This window comes from Lysinibacillus sp. FSL K6-1151, assembly GCF_038630755.1.
GTDB lineage: Bacteria > Bacillota > Bacilli > Bacillales_A > Planococcaceae > Lysinibacillus > Lysinibacillus fusiformis_D.
This window is the reverse complement of the sequence record NZ_CP152040.1, coordinates 3,696,225-3,717,001: the sequence shown is the minus strand read 5'-3', so window position 1 is coordinate 3,717,001 and position 20,777 is coordinate 3,696,225. Positions and strand designations below refer to the sequence as shown.

Here is a 20,777-nt window from a genome sequence, read left to right as displayed (position 1 = left end):
AGGAGTAATGGAATGATTATTGGTGTACCTAAAGAAATAAAAGTAATGGAAAACCGTGTTGCTTTAACGCCTGCAAGTGCAAGTGTTTTAATAGCTGCAGGTCATATAGTACTTGTTGAATCGAACGCAGGTCTTGGCTCGAATTTTACAGATGAGCACTATATGGAAGCTGGTGCAACCATCGTTCCAAAGGCGAAGGACGTATGGGCTGCTGAAATGGTCCTAAAGGTAAAAGAGCCAATCGCTTCAGAATATGATTATTTTTACAAAGGACAAATCTTATTTACCTACTTACATTTAGCAGCAGATGAAGCATTAACGAAGGCACTTTTAGAAAAAGAAGTAGTAGCCATTGCTTATGAAACGGTCCAATTAGCCGATGGAAGCCTGCCACTTCTTGCTCCGATGTCAGAAGTGGCTGGTCGAATGGCTGCGCAAATCGGTGCACATTATTTAGAAAAAACAAATGGTGGTAAAGGTATTTTACTAAGCGGTGTGCCAGGTGTGGCAAAAGGGAATGTAACCATTATAGGTGGTGGCGTTGTCGGCTATAATGCAGCAAAAACTGCTGTAGGCTTAGGTGCAAATGTGACGATTTTAGATGTCAATCCCGCTCGACTTCGCCAGCTTGAAGAGATATTTGGGGATCGTATTCAAACGTTGCTATCCAATAGCTTCAACATTGCAGAACAATTGAAAACAGCAGATTTGGTTATTGGTGCAGTACTTATTCCTGGTGCCAAGGCGCCCCGACTTGTGACAGAGAAGATGGTGAAAGCCATGCAGCCAGCCTCTGTTATCGTAGATGTGGCCATTGATCAAGGCGGAATTGTGGAAACAGCAGACCGTGTAACAACACATGATAATCCAACATACGAAAAACACGGTGTTGTGCATTATGCAGTTGGTAATATGCCAGGTGCAGTGCCGAAAACATCGTCAATGGCTTTAACGAATGTGACATTACCATATGCTATACAAATTGCAGCAAAGGGCTATAAGGAAGCACTATTACAAAACGAATCATTGCGAAAAGGTTTGAATGTTTATCAAGGTATAATTACAATGCGTAAGGTTGCTGAAGCTTTACAGCTACCATGTGAAAGCGCAGAGGATCTATTAAAAGGTCAAATTGTGTAATTGTACTCGAAGAACTGAGATTATATGAATGTAAAAAGAAATTGAAAAGGTCTGAGTTCAGTATAGTATAGGAACTCAGGCCTTTTATATAGTAGCATCTTTATCTGGCTGTTAGCTATGTGTACGATCAATAGATTTTTTGAACTGAATGGCTTTGCTTTCTAATAGTATTAAGATCAAGTTTACATCTGGTTTTCTAGGAACTATTTTTCCATTTTATTCATCTGAAAAATACCTCCAAGACGGATAGAGAATTTCCTATCCTTTATCAGTCTTGGAGGTATCTTATTAGTTTTAGCGCTTTAACAACTATGCTATATGGTTTCTACTTGCTCTTCCTCAAGATCATTTGTGATGACACGATTTTTTGCTATGTTTATTCGTTTCCAAATATAATAGCAGATGGAAATGAAGATAAGCCAAGGGAAGCCGACAAGTAATGTTGCTTTAAAATCAGGAGAGAACCATGTTGATAATACGACAGAAGCTAATAGAACGGCTCCTAAAATGGTTAAATAAGGATAACCAATCATACGTACAGGTAGTTTTTCTCCATCTATTGGTTTGTATTTTTTACGGAAAAATAGATGCGTAATGAAAATCATAAACCACGCAAACATAGCGCCAAAGCTTGAAATTGAAATCATAAGCGATAAAGCTGATTCTGGCTTGAAAATCGAAAATGCTGTAGCAATGATAATACCGATAACAGATGCGAGCAATGCCCTCGTCGGAACTTGTCTTTTGTTAAGCTTACCCAATTGCTTCGGAGCAAAGCCACCCCGTGAAAGTGAGAACATCATACGAGTAGAAATATAAAGCTGGCTATTCATAGCCGAAAGCGCTGCGATTAGAACAACAAAGTTCATCATGGATGCGCCACCAGGAATATTTAATATTTCCATTACTTTAACGAATGGGCTCTTGTCTGCACCTGCCATTCCCCAAGGGACAATCATCAGCATTAGTACAAGTGTTACAATATAAAATAAAATTAAACGAATCACAGCTGATTTTAATGCAATTGGGACAGCTTTCCTTGGGTTCTCTGCTTCCCCAGCACTTACAGCAATCATTTCAATACTTAGATAACTAAATAATGAAATAAATATACCCATCCACATTCCCCAAAAACCATGTGGGAAAAAGCCGCCATCATTGAAGTAGTTTTGGATGCCAATATTGGAGGAGCTATCTGCCCCGAAAATAACAATACTAGCTAAAATAATAAAGCCGACAATCGCAGTGATTTTAATAACGGAGAACCAATATTCTACAGCGCCAAATAATTTCACTGTGGTAGCGTTTACATAAAGCAGTATAGCAGCAAATAATATAATCCATACAGCATTGGGTACACTTGGGAACCAATACCGCATATAAAGGGCAACAGCGGTCACCTCTGTACCAATTGAACAGATTAATGAGAACCAATAGGAATACCGAATAGCAAATCCTGCCCAGGAATTTACGTATTTTTCAGCATAAGCACCAAATGATCCAGTTGTAGGGTGCGCAACCGTCATTTCTGCGAGACAACCCATTAGTAATAGTGCAATGAGAGCTCCTATAGCGTAACTCACAATAACACTTGGACCAGCTAGACCGATGGCTAAGCTACTGCCGAGAAATAACCCTGTCCCAATGGCACCTCCAATGGCAATCATCGTAATTTGATTTGTCTTTAATCCCTTGTTTAAACCTTGCTCACGTTCCATAATGTCTTCCATACTGTGGTTATGTTTAACCATTCTTTCATCCCCTTTGTGTAAATTTCATCTTTCATAGATCAACTTCTTTCTATCATTTCTAAAAAATCTGGTGAATCTATGCATATACTAAATTAAAAATGACACAGTGTCAATATAATATGTCGTAATTTTCTGAATATATATCTTTTTTTCTCTTTAATGTATGTAATTTGGTTTGTTTATTTTATCAACAACGGATTATAATCACTAAAAGTAAGGTGTTTCATATATAATTATCCTTTATGCTTAATAAAATCATTTCCGTAAATAATTGATACTATATCACTTATTTAGTAGAGGTTATGCTTGATAAGAAAACAAATCTCCTGAAAAATCCCTAGTGTTATACGAAAATGATGTCTTCTATAAATAACCAGCAACTGTATAGCTTGAAAATATGCAGTGGGTTTGCCTAGCAAAATCTTTTAAGAACGCTTGCAAAACGATTGTTTCGTTAAGGTTGCTCTATGTCTTGATTACTTAGTACAAAGTGTATTTTTCTTGTACTGCTACTAGTGTTCACCGATAGACTGTTTACCTTTATGTATAAATAGATCAGACGGGAGCGAATGAGTTCGTTGTGCCTACAATGTAAGAGTGTGTTTCGTGATACTGCTAGACATCTATTTTAACCCCCTTCATTTTCCTGAAAAAATACATCAAATGCTATTCGCTAGGGTCGATAAAAATGAAAAGTGTTATAGGAGGGGAAGAATGGAAATTAGGCTTTTAACAGCAGCAGATGCTGCGGTATATCGTCAATTGAGATTAGAGGGACTCCAAATGAATCCGGAGGCATTTGGTTCTAGCTTTGAAGAGGAAAAGGATATGGGGCTTGCCTTATTTGCAAGTAGACTCGAGGGTCAGGAATCGTTTACATTCGGGGCATTTGAACAGAATGATTTGCTGGGCGTTGCGACATTGGTACAGGAAAATAAAATGAAGCTAAAGCATAAAGCGAACATTTTTGCCGTTTATGTTTCTCCAAAAAAGCGAGGGCTTGGCTTAGGTAAACATTTAATGTTAGCCGTCATTAATCAAGCAAAGGTATTAGCGGTCGTTGAGCAGATCAATTTAACGGTTGTGTCTTCCAATGATTCAGCAAAAGGGCTATATAAATCGCTAGGCTTTCAGGTGTTTGGAACAGAAAAGCGTGCGTTAAAAATAGGACAGCAATATGTTGATGAAGATTATATGGTGCTGTACATCTAGTAAAAAAAGAAATGCCTTTGAAGTCAGCCTTCAAAGGCTATAAATTTTTATGGTGAACTCCAATGGAACAATGAAAATAATGCAATGACTAAAGTAATACCAGCCATAACAAGTATAAGTAAAGTGCTAACAATAGGCACTTTCTTTTTAAGTAGCCATATACTCAACACAATAATAATAATTGATAAGGGGAGTGTTAGCCAAAATCCTAGATTACCTAAGTATTCGATTTGAATGGCGAATGAATCGTAAAAGTAATTATAGGAAATGCCAAGCATGATAAAAAGGGTCATGACAATATTCGGTGACAGCATGTTATTGTGATTCATAAAATCCCCTCCCATCTAAAAAGTATTTGTTCTTACATATATTGTATGAATTTGCACGGTTAAGTCACACGGCAGCATTCCTTTTAAAGAGTGCTGCCGTAAATTTTTTTAGGCTGATTATTGCTCCATTTTATCTAATAATCTCAAGATGACCGCTTCTAAAACCTCTATTTTCTTTTCGAATCGCACAAAGAGATAGATGGTAATGGCAATAGGGAAACCAGAGTTTCCAATTAAGCTAACCCATATTTGAATCGTTTCAGGTGTAATCATGACATCTTCCTCCTTCAATATTGTTGTGCCTTACAATGACTAAAGTGAATTGCTGCACCATAAAATCAATATAAATTAATCTTAAATAGAACATTTGTTCTGTTTTTGGTTTATAATAGAGAGAGGATATTCACTTTATTTAGCAAGAAGACGGATAGATAGGAGTGATAATAATGTGTAATGAGCATCAAAAAATAGAGGCGTTTTTTCGCAGGAATATAGAGCAGATTAAAAATCCAATTATTAGAAGTTTTTTAGCTGATGCTAAAAATCTTTATTTGGTTCAAAATGCCATTTTATATCCAACCGATTGTAATAGGAAAATGGTTGATGAAATTTTTCAAACTCACTATATAAGGGTTCGAAAAATAACATATGTCAGCAGTTTAATTTATTTCTTCAGCTTGGATTTTGATAAAAAAAGGAGAAGATTGCAAAACCGCTTCTTATTAATCGTAGATAATGACCTATTTGAGACTGAGTGTACTAGAGGAGACGTAAGAATTGAGGGAGGATTATTGGACATGGTTGAAAACGAACAGCTCTTTAAAGCTTTAAAAACATTAACGGGCAAGCAACTTCAAATTTTAGAGCTGATTTATGTCAAAGATTGTACGATTAAAGTAATAGCAGAAACATTACACACATCACCTCAAAATATATCCAATCTACATCGAAAGGCATTAAAGAAACTTCAGCAGATGCTTAAAAAAGGGGAGAGATAATCAATGGAAAACAACTACAATGAGGAGACGCTAATAATCATTGAGAACTTCATGCCAAAAATTAAGCAGTGTCTTCATCAAACAAGTTATCAGGACAGAGAGGATCTGGAACAGGAGATCAAATTAAAAATTATTGAAAAAATGGCGACAAAAGAATTTAAGGACACACCTGGATTTTGGGATTTCTTTACATGAAAAAAAGAAAAGAGCAATTTTCCTTTTTAATGGGATAATTGCTCTTTTGAAGCATTAACCTTTTAAGAAGTCTGGTTTAGCAAAGCTTGGGTTTGGATATGTGTAGAAGCCCTCGCCAGTTGCACGACCAAGCTTACCTTTTTCAATGTACTCTGTTTTTAATAGGTTAGCTAATTTTTTCATGTTTTCATCGTCAGTAGCATTTGCTTTCGCTTCCACAATGTTATAGGCTGTGTTAATGCCGACGATGTCTAGGATAGCAAATGGCCCAAGTGGAGCACCAGTACCAATCATCCATGTTTTATCAATCGTTTCTGGATCAGCTACTTCCTTTACAAGCAAAGATTCAGCTGCATCTAAAAATGGCACAAGCAATGAGTTTAAAATATAGCCAGGTTGTTCTTTATATAATGGTAGAGGTACCATGCCGATTGCACGTGCAAATTCTACAACCTCATCAAATACTGTCATATCTGTACCAGGGTGTTTCATAATTTCAGCTGTATTGTTTTTCCAAATAGTATTTGCAAAGTGGAGAGCTAAAAATTTCTCAGGGCGTCCAGTTGCCTCAGCAAATTGACTAGGTAATAAAGTAGACGAGTTTGTTGCAAAGATTGTTTTTGCTGGTGCTACTTTGCCTAGATTTGTGTAAAACTCAGTTTTGATGCTCACAACCTCAGGAATTGCTTCAATTACAAGGTCTGCATTCGCAACAGCTTGAGCTAAGTCACTATTAAAAGTAAGACGTGCATAAGCAGCATCTACTTCTTCTTGTGTTGCACCTAGGTCTTGTTGATACAAGGGTTTTAAATTTGTAATGCGATCCTGTGCATTTCTTAGAGCCTCGTCATTAATGTCGTAAACGGTTACATTAAAACCTTTGAAAGCAGATTGGTAAGCAATTTGACTTCCTAATACACCGCTACCTGCAACCGTAATGTTTTGATAATTCATCGAAATTCCTCCTTTGAAATTGTTACATTAATATAATAGTGTGGATAGTTAGATAATCCTTCGTTACAATTCCATACTACTTCTAACCTTCAATAAAAATCAAATGATAGACTCTAATATTATAGAGATATAAAGATTTATGTGATGTTCCTTATCAAGTATGTACCCAATAATAAAGAAATATAACGTTAAAAAGAACAGCTTTTAAGCTGTCCTCCATGTTAAAGATAATTCACTGTAGTAAACATGCCCCCAATACCAGGTGCGCCATTGTTTGTAACATGATGGGGCATATGGCAATGGATGGGCCAGATACCAGGGTTATTAGCCGTAAAGCTTATATCCCATGTTTCACCAGAGGCAACAAGAATGGTGTTTTTAGCAATTTGTGTGTGGCTAGCGATAGGAAAACCATCTGCCCCAACGACATGGAATTGGTGACCGTGTAAATGGATGGGATGGTGATGCATTTGGATGTTGCCAAAACGAATTTTTACAGTATCACCCAAATGTACGGCTAATGGCTTTGTGAAAGGATAGCATTTGCCATTGATCGTGAAGAAATTAAATTCAGGCTTAATAAAGTTTAAAGGATACGTACCTTTTGTAAGCTTCCCCCAGGATAATTGATCGACAGCCCATTCTTGTAATAGGCATAGATAATCCTTGTGCTGAGAAATGTTTTGTAAGCATGGGTCTTCAACGATAAATCCGCCTAAAAGGCCAGCATTATCTTGCACAGCGACATTCACATGCGAATGATACATATATGTTCCGGGAGGGTTTTTAATTGTAAAATGATAATCGAAATAATGCCCTGGCTCGATAAAAGGTGACGGTTCAATGGGAGGAACACCATCCATTGTGTTCGGGACAAGTAAGCCGTGCCAATGTACACTAGTTTTTTCAGGTAGTCGATTAATGACACGAATACATATATGATCCCCCGGATAAACACGAATGGTTGGCCCAGGTGTGGAACCGTTGTAGCCCCACGCCTGAATGAAGATTCCATCGACAAGCTCCCACGTTATTTCTTCTGCAATCAAAGTGAAAAACTTCGTACCATTTACTTGCATGACATAGGGTAAATCTTTAATACCAGGGGTGATAACCATAAAGAAGCCTCCTGTAAGCATGATTTTCTATTGTATGTTTGTCGTTGTTAAATTTAGGACATGTGAGGCGGATGGTTTCAATAGCATCTATGACTAGAAACGCACATAAAAATCATGCTAGTAATTAATATAAGGCGGTAATATTATTAAATTTTTTTAGAAATAATAAAAAATTACCTTGTCGCTTAATTGAATACATGCCGAAATAAAAAGGGAAGTAGTAAAATTTTAGTATGTAATAAATAGGTCTTTCTTATAATTATTGAATTATTTACATATTTTTATAGATTTACTAAGTCCTGTTTTAGTACACTTGGTGTATGAATTGAAGGAGGAAGAACGATGAAAAAAGTAATGTTAGCTGGTGCACTAAGTATTGCATGTTTAACAGGAGGATTTGGTGGACAGGCACAGGCACAGGAAACTGTAAATGTGGCAAATATTATCCATCCAAAGCAGGCTGTTGCAGCTACTAGTCAATTACAGGCAATGTCCTATCAAGATATTTATAAAATGCTATTGCTATCTAAAATAGGCTTTGAGAATGATGAAGTCTCGATTGTTACAACGAAAAATAGTATTACAGTAAAAATTTCGTTAGAGTCGATTCTTCAATCCTACAAGGATGGTACAAACCTATATCCAGAGGGAGAAAAAGAATTTAAAGAAAACTACGAAGAGCTTAAAAAGTTATTCGGTAATGCGATTCAAATAAAAATTACGCAAACTGGCAATGGTTTTAAGAGTGAAGTTTATACAGCAGGGAAATGGGAAGCTGTTAGCACAGAGGATTTAAATGATATGGTTCAAGTATTTGCTCGTGCAGATGTTGAGTTAAAGCCAGGTGGTTATTTTAAGGATGCCATTGGTCATTGGGCTGAGAGCTATATCCAATTGCTATATCAAGCTGATATTATCACGGGTACATCTGCCACAACTTTTAATCCGAATGGACAAGTAACTAGAGGAGAATTAGCGGCCATTATTTTCCGAGCATCTGGCTTAAATGTAAATGAAGATTATGAGGGACCAGCTACTTATACGGACCTGAATGGATTCTGGGGTGCAAAGGAAGTAGCAATTCTAGAAGAGTATGGCTTAATTGATATTTTTAATGGTGAAAAATTTGAGCCGAAAAAGCCTGTTACACGCGAGGAAATGGCATACATTACTGCTAGGTATTTAGAAAGTATGGAAGTTAATGTCTCACAAGTGAGCACAACTAATACTTTCACAGATAAAAATCAAATGCGTAAAGAAACAGTAGAAGCTATTGGTCTCTTACAGCATTTAGGAATTTTAAATGGCACGAATGGGAAGTTTAACCCGAAAGGAAATCTGACTCGTGCAGAGGTTTCTAAAATTTTAACGCTTACTTTAATGCTACTAAGTGAAGAAGAATAATGAAAAAGGATGTCTCTAATATTAGAGACACCCTTTTTTTACTCCACAAGTATATGGAAAATATAGCTGAGGAAATAGCCTAAAAAGAGGTAGATAAAAAATGATTTAAATGAGACTTTCTGTAGCTGATGCAAAATAAATTCAGAAATACTAGCCGTGGCAATTAATCCTATCGATATCCCCATTAAGACCCCCTGTGCTTTCTCCGTCAAAGACCAGTATTGTCCAAACCAAATAAAGATACTAAAGAAAATAGAGAAGATAAAGAAATAAATGAAAAGTCTCCATAGCTTCTCCCCCTGAGAAATAAGTGCGGTTGAAAGAGCAAAGCCTTCTGGGACATGGTGAAGAATAATAGAGGCTGTGAGCGAAATACTTAAGGCAGCATTTCCAAGTAAGTTTCCAACAGTGAGACTAATAGGGATTGTATGGATAATCATAGCTAGAGTTAGGAGAGAAACCGATGGATTTTGTGTATGTGAAGCATGAAATAGGGTGTCTAGTAGTTGAAAGATGAAATAACCGATAAAAATGCCTAGTATAATACCGAATGATTGATAGATTTGAAATGAAGAAGGGATGATATCTAGCACAAGTATGCCTACTAGAAAGCCCCCACATAATAATGATAATCCTTGTGTCGTATGCTGAAATAGCTTAGAGAAAATCCAGGCAATCGCACCCCCAATGCTCACACTGAAAAATAGAAATCCGCCAAGTATCATTGCACTCACCTGTAAAGTTCCTCCGCCCTATCATAAACTTGAATGTCATTTTTCCAAATATATGCTAATTGGACATGAATATGCTTGCAAGAATGTATCTAGAAAGCGGTGGATAATTTCATAATGTAGGAAAATAGCGAATTCATTCAATTGACTGAATATTAGTTTAATTTTATACTTTTTAATAGAAAGACCAGATTCATCGATTAAGCTCATATAGGGAGGAATGGTTGAATGAAATGGGATGCAAGTTATGATGTAGTTGTAGTAGGATCAGGTGCAGCAGGATTGACAGCAGGTTTAACAGCAAAATTACAAGGATTGAAATCATTAGTGATTGAAAAAACAGCTCGCTACGGCGGTGCTTCTGCTATTTCAGGCGGTGCCTTATGGATTCCGAATAATCATGTCATTAAAGGCGCAGGTGTTCCAGATACACATGAGCTTGCACGCCAATATTTAGATTCAACAATCGGTGATCGTGTGCCAGAAGCGTTAAAGGAAGCTTATATTACGAGAGGACCTGAAATGTTACGCTTTTTATACAATAAAACTAAGCATATACGCTTCCAGTATGCAAAAGGCTACTCGGATTATTATCCTGAAAAACCCGGTGGCTTGTCACAGGGACGTTCCATTGAACCACTGATTTTCGATTTAACGAAAATGGGTTCTTTAGCGAATACTATGCGTCGGGCAACACTATCAACAAAAGGCTTTACGATGAATAGTTACGAGTTTCATAAGGTGAATATGATTACACGGACGTTGCAAGGAAAAACGACTGCACTGAAATTAGGGGCGCGTTTAGTAAAATCAAAGGTGACAAAGAGTGACCCAGTAGCTTTAGGTGAGGCTTTAGTGGCACGTTTACGGCTCTCTCTTGCGGAGGCAAATGGCGAGCTTTGGCTATCGACTGTCTTTAAAGATTTCATTATGGACAAGGGACGAGTGATTGGCATCGTTGTGGAACGTGATGGGCAAGAGCAGCGCATTGAGGCAAAGAAGGGTGTTGTTCTTTCATCAGGTGGCTTTTCACATAATCAGGCACTCCGCGAAAAGTATTTACCTAGCCCAACGAATGCTGCGTGGACTTCTTCACCAGAAGGGCAGACAGGTGACATCATTGAACCTGGCGTGAAAATTGGCGCTACGTTAGATTTAATGGATAAAGTGTGGGGAGCGCCTTCTGTTATTGATCCGCAAGGGCAACCATTCTTCCTAGTGGCAGATCGCGGTGTACCGAATATGATGGTAGTGGATAGCACAGGGCAACGTTTTGTTAATGAAGCGGCACCCTACCATGAATTTGTAGAGAAAGTGTACAAGCATCAAGAAGCAACAGAGCAGGCTGTTCCTTCCTGGATATTGATTGATGCCTCTGCTAAAAGCCGTTATATTTTTACAGGGCTGTTTCCAGGACAAGCCTTCCCGAAAAGTTGGTATGATCATGGCATCGTGAAAAGTGCGGAGACGATTGAAGAGCTTGCCAGAGAAATGGATGTGCCAGCTGAGAGGCTAGTAGCGACGGTAGATCGTTTTAATGACTTTGCACGAAACGGTCATGATGATGATTTTTATCGAGGAGATAGCGCCTATGATAATTACTATGGGGACCCGACATTACCAAATCCAAATTTGGCAGAGATAAAGAAAGCCCCGTTCTATGCATTGCGTTTATATCCAGGAGATATTGGTACAAAAGGTGGTTTAGTTGTGGACGAATATGCTCGGGTGATTAAGAAAGATGGTGAACCAATTGAAGGTTTATATGCTTCTGGCAATTGTTCAGCGTCTATTATGGGAGAAACGTATCCCGGACCAGGAGCGACCATTGGACCTGGTATGACTTTAAGCTATGTGGCGACAACATATATGGCCAAAGGAGTAGCAAAAGAAGAGGCATCACTTGTGAATGTATAAATTGGATGGAACCCTTCCAGCACGCTGATGAGGAAGGGTTTTTACATTGGGGAAATGTTCTAACACTTTCTTGCTAGGAATATAGTGGCTACTAAATGTATGGCGATGAAAACGGAAAAAGGAGCGATTTAGTACGTTGCTAGCTTATAGACTCATCACGGACATTGAAACATTAGAGCCCTATAGAAGTACTTGGTCAGGAATACTTGAACGAGAGCATAATAATAATCCTTTTATTGAATACGAATGGATCTCAACGTGGTGGACAACACTAGGGGCTCATGACAATGTAGAGATTTATGTAGTCGAAAATGAAGGCATGGCCATTGCTTTTTTTCCGTTCATTCATTCTGTGAGGTATGGAATCCATCATTTTAGCTTTATAGGACAAGGATTTGCGACCTATATGGAAGTCATAGCAGAAAAGCGATGGCTAGAGCAGGCAATTGCTTATTTAATAAAGGAATTTAGCCAAAAATATAAGCGTTATTTGTTAGTATTTCATGGCTTGTTAGAAAGTAAAATTACCTCGCAAGCGCTTGAAAAGTATGCCATAGAATACCAGATGCCTTATTCTATATTTCGAACAGTAACATCCTATATAGATTTTCAATCGATCTCATTGGATGAGTTTTTGAAAAAGCACCGGAAAAAATTCAAAGGCTTGAAGCGCCGTGAACATAAATTAAGGTCACTTGGTCAAGTAGTCTTTCAAAGTGTGAAGCACAATCATATACAGGATATGTTTACGTTATTTACAAGAAGATGGCAAAAGAAAATTGATAAAAGTGGTTTTACAGCAAAGCAAACTCGCTTATTTTATGAACGATTAGCCAAAACGAACAGCAAGGTATTACGAGTAGAAGTAGATCATTTGCAATTTGAAGGGCAGTGGATTGCTTTTACCATTGATCTATGCTGTAGAGAGCGTAACTTCTGTCAGGCAATGGGACATGAGCCTGATTTCAATCTATTTGGTCCTGGTCGCATCATAGAAAAAGAAAATATGTTAAAAGCCCATGACTCTGGCTATCGTTATTATGACTTAGGAAGTGGCTATGAGCCATATAAGTTTGAATGGTATACACATATTGATTTCACAAGGAAGTTTGTCATGAGTACAAAAGGGGTCAAAGAGCGTGTTATTCGAACATGGATGGTATTTCGTGATCGCCTGAAAAGTCTATTAACGAATAATCATCAGCTAGTGAAATTGAAGAGAGATCGACTAGGGGAACTGCGTTATTTTGTGAAGAATGCCAGTGCAAAAAATTGGTTAAAGGCTTTAACAAGCAGACTCCAACGAATTCTAGCCATTCATATATTAGACGTTTATATCGCAGAGCAAAATCAAGCAAAAGAATTAGTAAACTTTCAAGAGATAACAATGAAGGATATCATGACGCTGAATGAGCGAGCACATTATGTTGCAAGTTTCTATAAGGGCTATCGGCTGTTTGGGGAAAACAATCAAGTTTTATATAGGAGACACGATAAAATAGCAATTGAAGAAATGCTTGACTATTCTTATGAGCTGCCAGAAAATATGTCCTTTATCAGGGAATATGATAGCCAGCGACTAGCTGACATTGTGGCTGATGTGCAGCGTGAAGGGAGAGCGGTTTGTACAATCGCTTCATGGTATGATGGACACAGGCGGCGCAAGCTTCAGTATGCTGGGTTCCATAAGGTAGCCAAAATTCACATTGTGAAGTTGTTCAAATGGCGAAAAATATATCAATTCTAAAAAATAACACCCTCAGCAAAAAAAGCTGAGGGTGTTTCATTAAAAATGAATACCAGGTTTATCGATTAGTTTACAGCCTGTACCATATTTTGCTTTTAACGCACCTTTGAAATGAGTGTGCTCAAGTTCAGGGAATGTTTGCTTCCAAAGCTCAAAGACATTATGACTGGATGCTTTGCCATCCTTCGTTAGTCGTGCAATATGGAAGCCGTATTCGTCATTACAACGAGCTAAAGGACGATTTTCACGGACCGTTAAAATGCGACCACTCACAGTCATTTCATATAGCCCTTCATAGCCAGCAATAGCACGGCTTTCTTCTGTTTCTTCAGCTACAGTTTCTTCCTTTTCTATCGCTGGTGCTACTTTTTCTTCTGTTGCTGCCTGTTGATTAGAAGTTTGCGTTTCCTCATTGCTGCTTGCTGCTGGAAGTTGTTCAACAACGACAAAATCTTTATTAGAAGCTTTATCGCTCATTGTCGCCATAACGTTCATAATAGAACCAACATAACGTAAAGGTTTATCTCGCCCTTCTTCAAAGACAAAAATATTATATTCGGTTTTATTGATCTTTTTCATAATAATATTGCCTGTTGTAATTGTAAAACCGATAAACTTATTCTTTTTAAGTGCTTGTATTGCTTCTTGCTTTGTTAAAATCATTTGAAAATCTCCTAAATAATTATTTATTCTATTCTACCATAAAAATTATCATCTTGTTTTTCGTAAAATTATGGATTATTTTGTTCGTTAAAGGAAAACATCCCTATTTTCTCAAATTCAATAATGGTACGATGAAGAAATAAAACGTCTCCAAAGAGGAGTCGAGCATCAATAGAGATTATTTAGTAGGGAGTGTTGATAGGTTGATCAATGTGCTAGGGGGCATCGGTTTATTTTTACTTGGGATGACGATGCTAACTAACGGTTTGAAGGAATTGGCAGGAGATGCCTTGAAAAAATGGCTAAATCGTTTTACAGGTGGGACCATTAGTTCTGTATTATCAGGAACATTGATGACGATGCTAGTGCAATCCTCCACCGCCACTACCTTGATTACCATTGGTTTTGTCAGTGCGGGTCTCCTCACGTTTGTCCAATCAATTGGTGTCATTATTGGCGCCAATATTGGGAGTACAAGTACTGGTTGGATTATTTCACTAATCGGCTTCAAAATTAATATGCAGACAATGTCACTGCCTTTCATTGCTCTTGGTGTGTTTGTGCAATTGCTTGCTCCTCGTGACTACAAAGCAGTTGGTGGGCTAGTTACTGGTTTTGGATTATTATTCTTAGGTATTGATGTCCTGCAGGGAGGAATGGCAGCTGTACAGGATAAAATTCCATTCGATGCATTTAGTGCAAATTCTATTAGTGGAATACTAATTTTAATTGTTTTAGGTCTTATTATGACAGTTATTATGCAGGCTTCTAGTGCCGCAATCGCCGCCACTTTAACAGCTTTATATGCAGGCGCTATTGATTTTGAACAGGCAGCTTATTTAGTTATTGGCCAAAATATTGGTACGACTGCTACAGCATTATTTGCTGCAATTGGTGCATCAACAGCTGCTAAACGAACAGCCGTGACACATGTATTGTTCAACGTAGTAACGGCTATTCTAGTAACATTTGGTGCAACGTTTATGTTCACTCTAACCGAATTTGTCACGAAATCCATCAATGGTAGCTTCGATGAAACATTAGGCATTGCTGTTTTCCATACATTATTTAGTGTCATCGGAGCCATTCTTTTTGTGCCTTTTGTACGCCCTTTCGCAAAGGCTATTGAAAAAATGATTCCTGAAAAAGGAAATCATTTAACACGGAATTTAGATGATAGTGTAGCTAAATTACCAGGGGTAGCTGTAGAAGTATCCTTCAATACGTTACAGGACATTACCAAGGAATTGACGACTGTCATTGTTATCCTTATACAAGGGAAAAAACGAACAGCCGAAATAGACAGTCAATTAGCTCAAATTGATGAGGCGATTGAAAAAACACGTTTATTTATGGATGCTATACAATCTTCTTCGCAAAAGGAACGTTCTAAGCATATAGCACTTTTACATGCTTTAGATCATTTGTACCGTCTATCTAAGGCATTACGTGAGCAGAACCCTAATGCCTTCCAATTACAGGTGACGTTAACTCAAAAATGGTTAGAGGTATTGGAAAAAGTTCTATTGATTATCGATGAGGATGAGCGTTTACCTGAGATTGCAACTCTGCTTGAGGTTACATCCTCCGAAATGGCGGCAGTTCGACGTGACAAACGAAATGCGTACTTCGAGCATACTGTTGAAAATGTGGTAGAGTTAGAGACAGCCGTATCGAAAGTGGAGGCTTTACTGTGGCTTGATCGCCTTATTTATCACTATTGGCGTACAACGGCTCGCCTTGCTGAGTATCAAACCGTAACTAAAAAAGGTCGTCATGTTGAGGCAGAAAAAAACACAGCAATAGTTGAATAAAAGGAATACTCATCTCCAGAAGGAGGATATAGAATGGTTCAGCATCAATTTACAATGGATTTAACATGGGCAGAGGGAAGAAATGGTACAGGGAACATCAAAGCAAGCAATTTGCAAACAGAAATTTCTATTCCTCAGGAAATGAATGGACCTGGCATTGGGACAAATCCTGATGAAATGCTGTTAGGGGCAGCGGCAACGTGTTATTTAATTACATTAGCAGCCCTCCTTGAAAGATCAGAAATTGAGGTGCAGCAATTATCCATGCAAGCGCATGGATTTGTCAGTGTAGAAAATGGTGTATTTACTTATGAGAAAATTGTGCATAACCCAACGATTGTTGTCCAAGCATTATCAGAACAACTTGCAAAAAGAGTGGAACGTTTAGCACAAAAGGCGGAACAAACGTGTATGATTAGTAAAGCGTTAAAAGGTAACGTTATGATTGAATGTGATGTTCAAATTTTGGAAGCAAGCATATAATAAGGCAAAAAGAGTTATTCAGCATAGGTCGCTGATATAACTCTTTTTTTTATAAAAAGAGGCACTTTTTTTTAATAGTTCTAGAAATGTTCAAAATGAATATATAGTGATAAGTGCTAAAAAAATGCAAAGGATGATGTATTGCACGTTCAGACAGCTCAGAATCTCACATTCTATGGTCAGTACGGCAAAAGAATATTTGATATAGTTGGAGCATTATTTTTACTTTTCATGACAATCCCTCTTATGCTAATAGTATTCCTCATTTTACTCATGACGACAGGTCGCCCTATTTTCTTTAAACAAATAAGAACTGGCCTCGATCATCACCGCTTTGTGATTTGGAAGCTACGAACCATGTGTATTCAAGCTATTCCAGTGAATATGCCTGCTATTTGTGCTGACGGTATCCCTGATGATTATTATTTTAAAACAGAGCAAGATACACGGATTACAAAAGTGGGTGCTATCCTTCGAAAGCTCAGTATTGATGAAATTCCACAACTTTTAAATGTGTTAAAGGGTGAGATGAGCATTGTCGGACCACGCCCAGAGGTTCCCACCATTACAAATGCGTATAACCCGCTACAGGCCAGGCGTCTGAAGGTAAAACCCGGCTTAACGGGTCTTGCCCAAATTAACGGTAGGTCGAATATTTCACATGGACAAAAAATTTCTTATGATGTTGAATACGTTGAAAATTATTCCTTTTGGATGGATGTTCAAATTGTGTTGAAGACACTTTATGTCGTAGTAGCAAGAACAGGTGCCTATTAAAGAAATAAGGAGTGGCTAGACTGAAGATTGTTCAGCTTATTACACGAATGGATAAAGTGGGAGGAGCACAAAAGCATGTGGAGGCACTTGCTATCCAGCTCAAACAAGATGGGCATGAAGTCACTGTCGTGACAGGTTCCTATCAGCCCTCATTATGGTGCTTACAAGAACAACAAATTCCAGTGATCACCATCCCTACCTTGCAAAGAAATATTCATGTAACGAAAGACTTTCAAACATTTTGGCAATTAAGAGCAATCTTCAAACGAATACAACCTGATGTTGTAGCCACCCATTCATCTAAGGCAGGTGTAATAGGTCGTGTCGTTGGCAGTTTACTACGTATCCCAACTGTTTTTACTGCACATAGCTGGAGTTTTACAGAAGGTGTTCCCCGCAAGAAAAAGCTACTCTATCATCGGGTGGAAAAATCGGTTCAGCCATTCACAACAAAAATAATTACAGTATCTGAATATGATCGGGAACTAGCCCTCTTGGAAAAGGTTGCGCCCGCTCATAAATTGCTGACCATCCATAATGGAATTGATCGAATTGAGAGAAGCAAGGCAACTGAAAAGACATTCGTGGAGCAGCCAATCATTATCATGGTTGCTCGTTTTGAAGTGCCAAAAAGACAGGATATTTTACTAAAGGCATTAGCAGAGCTCACAGATCTATCTTGGCATCTTCAATTAATTGGGGATGGCTCTTTACGTCCAGCTCTTGAGGATTTCGTTGTTCAGCATGGTTTAACGAATCGTGTAACCTTTTTAGGCAATCAATTAGACGTTCATTCATATCTAGAGAAGAGCCATGTATTTGTATTGTTGTCAGATTGGGAAGGCTTGCCGATTTCTATCATTGAAGCAATGCGTGTAGGTCTTCCAATTATTGCAACAAATGTAGGTGGTGTGAACGAACTTATTGCAGATAAGGATAATGGATTTTTAGTAGGGCGAGAAGAATATGAATTATTGAAGAAGAGGCTTCGTACATTGTTAATGGATACTATTTTAAGGCAACAAATGGGGAATGCAAGTGAACGTCGTTACTTGCAGGATTTCACGTTTATCCCCATGTATCAAAAAACAGTAACAGTGTATCAACAGGCTGTTTCAGAACTTGTGAAGAAAGGGGATTAAATTGCAATTAATTCGCATTAGAACAGATGATGAGCTTATGTGGTACAAGGAAATTTGGGATGCCATTTTAGAAGCAGAGGACAATGATAACCCGTTTATAGAATTTGCTTGGTTTTATAATTGGTGGCAAATTGTAGGGCGTAAAGAACGAGTTGAGCTTTACGCCATTGAACATGACGGGACAATCATTGCGTTTTTCCCCTTTAAGGTATCTGTTCGATGGGGGATAAGAGTGTATGCCTTTGCAGGTGAAAATATTGCTAACTATACAGGGGTTGTTGCCAAACATCAATGGTTACCACAAGCAACGACCTTCGTATTTGATGAACTGATTAAGAGGCATCGGCATATTGTTTTTTCACTGCATGGCTTATTAGAAAGTAAAGTGTCTACAAAAGTCGTGGAGCAATACTTTGTAGAGCGACAATTACGTACAAGTATTTTCCGTGTTGTGACACCCTATCTCGCCTTTTCAGAAGTAGATTTTCAGCATCATTTCCAGCAACGGCGAAAAATGCATGGTGTTGATCGTCGCGAACGAAAGCTCCGAAATTTAGGCTCTTTAACAATGCGTGAGCCATCACAGGACGAGCTTTGGCAAATGTTTCGGTTGTTTGATAGACGCTGGGCAAAGAAGCTAGATACAAGTGATTTTACAAAGGGCAAGAAAAGAGATTTTTTTGAGCGTCTTACAATGCTAAAAGGAGAGGCATTACAGGTGGAGGTCGATGCACTTGTTTTTGAAAACCAGTGGATTGCTTTCACCTATGGTCTTGGCTGTCGTGGTCGTTATGTAACTTATGCTCTGGCACATGAGCCAACCTTCAATTTATTTGGTGCAGGTCGTATAGTCAATCAGGAAACCATTCAGCGAACGTTTGCAGCAAACTATAACTTATTTGATATGAGCATTGGCTATGAGCCTTATAAATTTGATTGGCGTTCTAGCATTGATTTTACGAGGCATATGCTTGCTAGCAGTGGTACGAAACGTACAAATCTATTGGCAGGTTTTTTGACGCTAAAGGAACGGCTCAAAGAACACGTAAAGGGCAATCAACGAATTGTGGACTGGAAGCGTAATACACTGGGCTATTTACGTTATTTAGTAAAGTATGGAAAGATAAAAGATTGGCTAGAATATGGACAACAATTCGTAGAAAAATGTATTCGTTTGAAACAAGTGGAGCTGTATGAATTATCCCCATTAGAGGACGTATCGCCACAGCAGCCTGTAGGTAATTTATTTGAAGAAATGTCCATTCAGGAAGCGATGCAGCTTGATCAGGAAGAAGTCATTGCTCTTTATTATAAGGGCTATAAGATCTATAAAGACTCCTTTGCGGAAACGAATAAGCCAGCCTTTGCGTTACATGCCTCCAATTGGCGTGTAGATTCAATGAAAATTGTAGAAGCCTTACCGAAGGAAACCTATTTTTTAGCCTATGATGTTTTCAAACAAATCGATATTATTACAGCGTATTTCCGAAAAATAAAACCAGCACAAACATTGTGGGTAACAGCAAGCTTTTGGCAATGGCGGAAACGTAAACGTTTAGTACAGCTAGGCTATAAACCTATTTCTCGAATGAAACATTATAAAATCGCTCGTTTTGAGCGACAGCGTGTAGAAAAATATACAGAGAGTGGGGGCGATGTTCATTCTGTCCATTAAAAGTAAGCGATGGAATATCGCAATGCAGCATTTTTATTTTTTAGAAAAACCAGCGAATTTTCGAAAATCAATGAAAGTCGTAGGGTATACACATTCATTGGTACCTAGTCGAAAGCTTGTAAAAAGTGAAACGATTCACATTCATTTGCAAGAGCATGAGCTATCATTGTATTTAGCGCTTTCTGAAGGCAATCGCAAAATTTTACGACGTGCCCAAAAGGAATCTTATCAAGTCATTTTGTATAAAGAGCCATCCCTGGAGAACTTACGAGCCTTTCAGCAATTTTATAATCATTTTGCAAAAAGAAAAAAGCTTGAAGCGATTGGCAAGTCGCAAATGGAAACTATTATGCTCCTCAACGAACAGGGGGCATTATTATTATCTGAGATCCAAAGTATTTGTGGACAAACATTGTGCTATCGATTAGATATTGTACATGAGAAAAAAGCGATGTCCTATTATGTGGCAACTTGTCATGCATCAGCTATGCCAGCTCATTTAAAACGCCCAATCCGTTATGCTAATCGTTTTTTAATCTGGCATAACCTACTGCATCTAAAAGCACAAGGGTTTGTTTTATATGATATGGGTGAGTTAACGGACAATCGAAATGTACGAGCCTTTAAATTAAGCTTTGGAGGCAAGCTTGTCCATGTTTACTCAGGCTATATTACTCAATCCAAAATACGTGCACTGTTACTAGGTGTGCAAAAATGGAGGAAGTAG

The 20,777-nt window shown here is 38.1% G+C and carries 20 protein-coding genes; 13 read left to right on the top strand and 7 right to left on the bottom strand.

The window, feature by feature from the left end:
- The first annotated feature begins 12 nt into the window (after positions 1 to 12).
- A complete protein-coding gene (gene ald, locus MHI04_RS17935; RefSeq protein ID WP_058844806.1) occupies positions 13 to 1,140 on the top strand; it encodes an alanine dehydrogenase in 1,128 nt (375 codons plus the stop codon).
- Between the two features lie 314 nt (positions 1,141 to 1,454).
- Here the strand turns inward: ald and MHI04_RS17930 are convergent, their stop codons facing one another.
- A complete protein-coding gene (locus MHI04_RS17930) occupies positions 1,455 to 2,891 on the bottom strand; it encodes an amino acid permease (RefSeq protein ID WP_036122875.1) in 1,437 nt (478 codons plus the stop codon).
- A 714-nt stretch (positions 2,892 to 3,605) separates the two neighbouring features.
- Here MHI04_RS17930 and MHI04_RS17925 point away from each other — a divergent pair.
- Entirely contained in the window at positions 3,606 to 4,103 is a 498-nt protein-coding gene (locus MHI04_RS17925) for a GNAT family N-acetyltransferase (RefSeq protein ID WP_330493708.1), read from the top strand.
- Between the two features lie 47 nt (positions 4,104 to 4,150).
- Here the strand turns inward: MHI04_RS17925 and MHI04_RS17920 are convergent, their stop codons facing one another.
- Positions 4,151 to 4,432, bottom strand: coding sequence for a hypothetical protein (locus MHI04_RS17920; protein WP_231745100.1), 282 nt, complete (start codon positions 4,430 to 4,432; stop codon positions 4,151 to 4,153).
- A gap of 117 nt (positions 4,433 to 4,549) precedes the next feature.
- Complete coding sequence (locus MHI04_RS17915; RefSeq protein ID WP_080717074.1) at positions 4,550 to 4,705, bottom strand: YvrJ family protein; 156 nt, start codon at positions 4,703 to 4,705, stop codon at positions 4,550 to 4,552.
- Positions 4,706 to 4,878: 173 nt separating this feature from the next.
- On the opposite strand from MHI04_RS17915, the gene MHI04_RS17910 reads away from it, so the two are divergent.
- The gene (locus tag MHI04_RS17910) at positions 4,879 to 5,430 is read left to right on the top strand and encodes a sigma-70 family RNA polymerase sigma factor (RefSeq protein WP_058844807.1); all 552 of its coding nucleotides are present in this window, start codon (positions 4,879 to 4,881) and stop codon (positions 5,428 to 5,430) included.
- A gap of 3 nt (positions 5,431 to 5,433) precedes the next feature.
- Positions 5,434 to 5,625 carry a hypothetical protein gene (locus tag MHI04_RS17905; protein WP_058844808.1) on the top strand — a complete coding sequence of 64 codons (192 nt, stop codon included), beginning with the start codon at positions 5,434 to 5,436 and terminating at the stop codon, positions 5,623 to 5,625.
- Positions 5,626 to 5,679: 54 nt separating this feature from the next.
- Here MHI04_RS17905 and MHI04_RS17900 read toward each other — a convergent pair whose 3' ends face one another.
- The gene (locus tag MHI04_RS17900) at positions 5,680 to 6,579 is read right to left on the bottom strand and encodes a 3-hydroxyacyl-CoA dehydrogenase (RefSeq protein WP_342535063.1); all 900 of its coding nucleotides are present in this window, start codon (positions 6,577 to 6,579) and stop codon (positions 5,680 to 5,682) included.
- 221 nt (positions 6,580 to 6,800) lie between these two features.
- Positions 6,801 to 7,697, bottom strand: a complete 897-nt coding sequence (locus MHI04_RS17895) for a copper oxidase (RefSeq protein ID WP_342503487.1) — start codon at positions 7,695 to 7,697, stop codon at positions 6,801 to 6,803.
- Positions 7,698 to 8,039: 342 nt separating this feature from the next.
- On the opposite strand from MHI04_RS17895, the gene MHI04_RS17890 reads away from it, so the two are divergent.
- Complete coding sequence (locus tag MHI04_RS17890) at positions 8,040 to 9,101, top strand: S-layer homology domain-containing protein (protein WP_036122855.1); 1,062 nt, start codon at positions 8,040 to 8,042, stop codon at positions 9,099 to 9,101.
- A gap of 38 nt (positions 9,102 to 9,139) precedes the next feature.
- Here the strand turns inward: MHI04_RS17890 and MHI04_RS17885 are convergent, their stop codons facing one another.
- Positions 9,140 to 9,826: a zinc transporter family protein gene (locus MHI04_RS17885; protein WP_244504876.1), complete on the bottom strand. Its 687-nt coding sequence runs from the start codon at positions 9,824 to 9,826 to the stop codon at positions 9,140 to 9,142.
- Between the two features lie 234 nt (positions 9,827 to 10,060).
- Between MHI04_RS17885 and MHI04_RS17880 the strand changes: the two genes are divergently transcribed.
- On the top strand, positions 10,061 to 11,749 hold the full coding sequence (locus MHI04_RS17880; protein ID WP_342535062.1) for an FAD-dependent oxidoreductase: 1,689 nt from the start codon (positions 10,061 to 10,063) through the stop codon (positions 11,747 to 11,749).
- Positions 11,750 to 11,885: 136 nt separating this feature from the next.
- Positions 11,886 to 13,496 carry a GNAT family N-acetyltransferase gene (locus MHI04_RS17875; protein WP_058844815.1) on the top strand — a complete coding sequence of 537 codons (1,611 nt, stop codon included), beginning with the start codon at positions 11,886 to 11,888 and terminating at the stop codon, positions 13,494 to 13,496.
- A 39-nt stretch (positions 13,497 to 13,535) separates the two neighbouring features.
- On the opposite strand, the gene MHI04_RS17870 is transcribed toward MHI04_RS17875, so the two are convergent.
- Positions 13,536 to 14,159, bottom strand: coding sequence for a 3-ketosteroid-delta-1-dehydrogenase (locus MHI04_RS17870; protein WP_342535061.1), 624 nt, complete (start codon positions 14,157 to 14,159; stop codon positions 13,536 to 13,538).
- A gap of 212 nt (positions 14,160 to 14,371) precedes the next feature.
- Between MHI04_RS17870 and MHI04_RS17865 the strand changes: the two genes are divergently transcribed.
- The 6 genes from MHI04_RS17865 to MHI04_RS17840 all read left to right on the top strand — a co-directional run bounded on the left by MHI04_RS17865 (position 14,372) and on the right by MHI04_RS17840 (position 20,777).
- Complete coding sequence (locus tag MHI04_RS17865; RefSeq protein ID WP_230593771.1) at positions 14,372 to 15,973, top strand: Na/Pi symporter; 1,602 nt, start codon at positions 14,372 to 14,374, stop codon at positions 15,971 to 15,973.
- A gap of 33 nt (positions 15,974 to 16,006) precedes the next feature.
- Positions 16,007 to 16,456: an SACOL1771 family peroxiredoxin gene (locus MHI04_RS17860; protein WP_058844818.1), complete on the top strand. Its 450-nt coding sequence runs from the start codon at positions 16,007 to 16,009 to the stop codon at positions 16,454 to 16,456.
- Between the two features lie 141 nt (positions 16,457 to 16,597).
- A complete protein-coding gene (locus MHI04_RS17855) occupies positions 16,598 to 17,233 on the top strand; it encodes a sugar transferase (RefSeq protein WP_036119603.1) in 636 nt (211 codons plus the stop codon).
- 11 nt (positions 17,234 to 17,244) lie between these two features.
- Positions 17,245 to 18,375 carry a glycosyltransferase family 4 protein gene (locus tag MHI04_RS17850; RefSeq protein WP_342535060.1) on the top strand — a complete coding sequence of 377 codons (1,131 nt, stop codon included), beginning with the start codon at positions 17,245 to 17,247 and terminating at the stop codon, positions 18,373 to 18,375.
- A 1-nt stretch (position 18,376) separates the two neighbouring features.
- Positions 18,377 to 20,050, top strand: a complete 1,674-nt coding sequence (locus MHI04_RS17845) for a GNAT family N-acetyltransferase (protein WP_089934104.1) — start codon at positions 18,377 to 18,379, stop codon at positions 20,048 to 20,050.
- Positions 20,031 to 20,777: a hypothetical protein gene (locus MHI04_RS17840; RefSeq protein ID WP_230593767.1), complete on the top strand. Its 747-nt coding sequence runs from the start codon at positions 20,031 to 20,033 to the stop codon at positions 20,775 to 20,777. Before MHI04_RS17845 ends, MHI04_RS17840 begins: the two co-directional genes overlap by 20 nt.

What these genes read in the sequence shown, in the direction of transcription:
- MHI04_RS17870 (WP_342535061.1), bottom strand. Translation starts at nt 14,159, where the DNA reads ATGATTTTAACAAAGCAAGAAGCAATACAAGCACTTAAAAAGAATAAG.
- MHI04_RS17885 (WP_244504876.1), bottom strand. Translation starts at nt 9,826, where the DNA reads ATGATACTTGGCGGATTTCTATTTTTCAGTGTGAGCATTGGGGGTGCG.
- MHI04_RS17895 (WP_342503487.1), bottom strand. Translation starts at nt 7,697, where the DNA reads ATGGTTATCACCCCTGGTATTAAAGATTTACCCTATGTCATGCAAGTA.
- MHI04_RS17925 (WP_330493708.1), top strand. Translation starts at nt 3,606, where the DNA reads ATGGAAATTAGGCTTTTAACAGCAGCAGATGCTGCGGTATATCGTCAA.
- MHI04_RS17930 (WP_036122875.1), bottom strand. Translation starts at nt 2,891, where the DNA reads ATGGTTAAACATAACCACAGTATGGAAGACATTATGGAACGTGAGCAA.
- MHI04_RS17840 (WP_230593767.1), top strand. Translation starts at nt 20,031, where the DNA reads ATGTTCATTCTGTCCATTAAAAGTAAGCGATGGAATATCGCAATGCAG.
- MHI04_RS17880 (WP_342535062.1), top strand. Translation starts at nt 10,061, where the DNA reads ATGAAATGGGATGCAAGTTATGATGTAGTTGTAGTAGGATCAGGTGCA.
- MHI04_RS17915 (WP_080717074.1), bottom strand. Translation starts at nt 4,705, where the DNA reads ATGATTACACCTGAAACGATTCAAATATGGGTTAGCTTAATTGGAAAC.
- MHI04_RS17905 (WP_058844808.1), top strand. Translation starts at nt 5,434, where the DNA reads ATGGAAAACAACTACAATGAGGAGACGCTAATAATCATTGAGAACTTC.
- ald (WP_058844806.1), top strand. Translation starts at nt 13, where the DNA reads ATGATTATTGGTGTACCTAAAGAAATAAAAGTAATGGAAAACCGTGTT.
- MHI04_RS17890 (WP_036122855.1), top strand. Translation starts at nt 8,040, where the DNA reads ATGAAAAAAGTAATGTTAGCTGGTGCACTAAGTATTGCATGTTTAACA.
- MHI04_RS17900 (WP_342535063.1), bottom strand. Translation starts at nt 6,579, where the DNA reads ATGAATTATCAAAACATTACGGTTGCAGGTAGCGGTGTATTAGGAAGT.
- MHI04_RS17920 (WP_231745100.1), bottom strand. Translation starts at nt 4,432, where the DNA reads ATGAATCACAATAACATGCTGTCACCGAATATTGTCATGACCCTTTTT.
- MHI04_RS17860 (WP_058844818.1), top strand. Translation starts at nt 16,007, where the DNA reads ATGGTTCAGCATCAATTTACAATGGATTTAACATGGGCAGAGGGAAGA.
- MHI04_RS17910 (WP_058844807.1), top strand. Translation starts at nt 4,879, where the DNA reads ATGTGTAATGAGCATCAAAAAATAGAGGCGTTTTTTCGCAGGAATATA.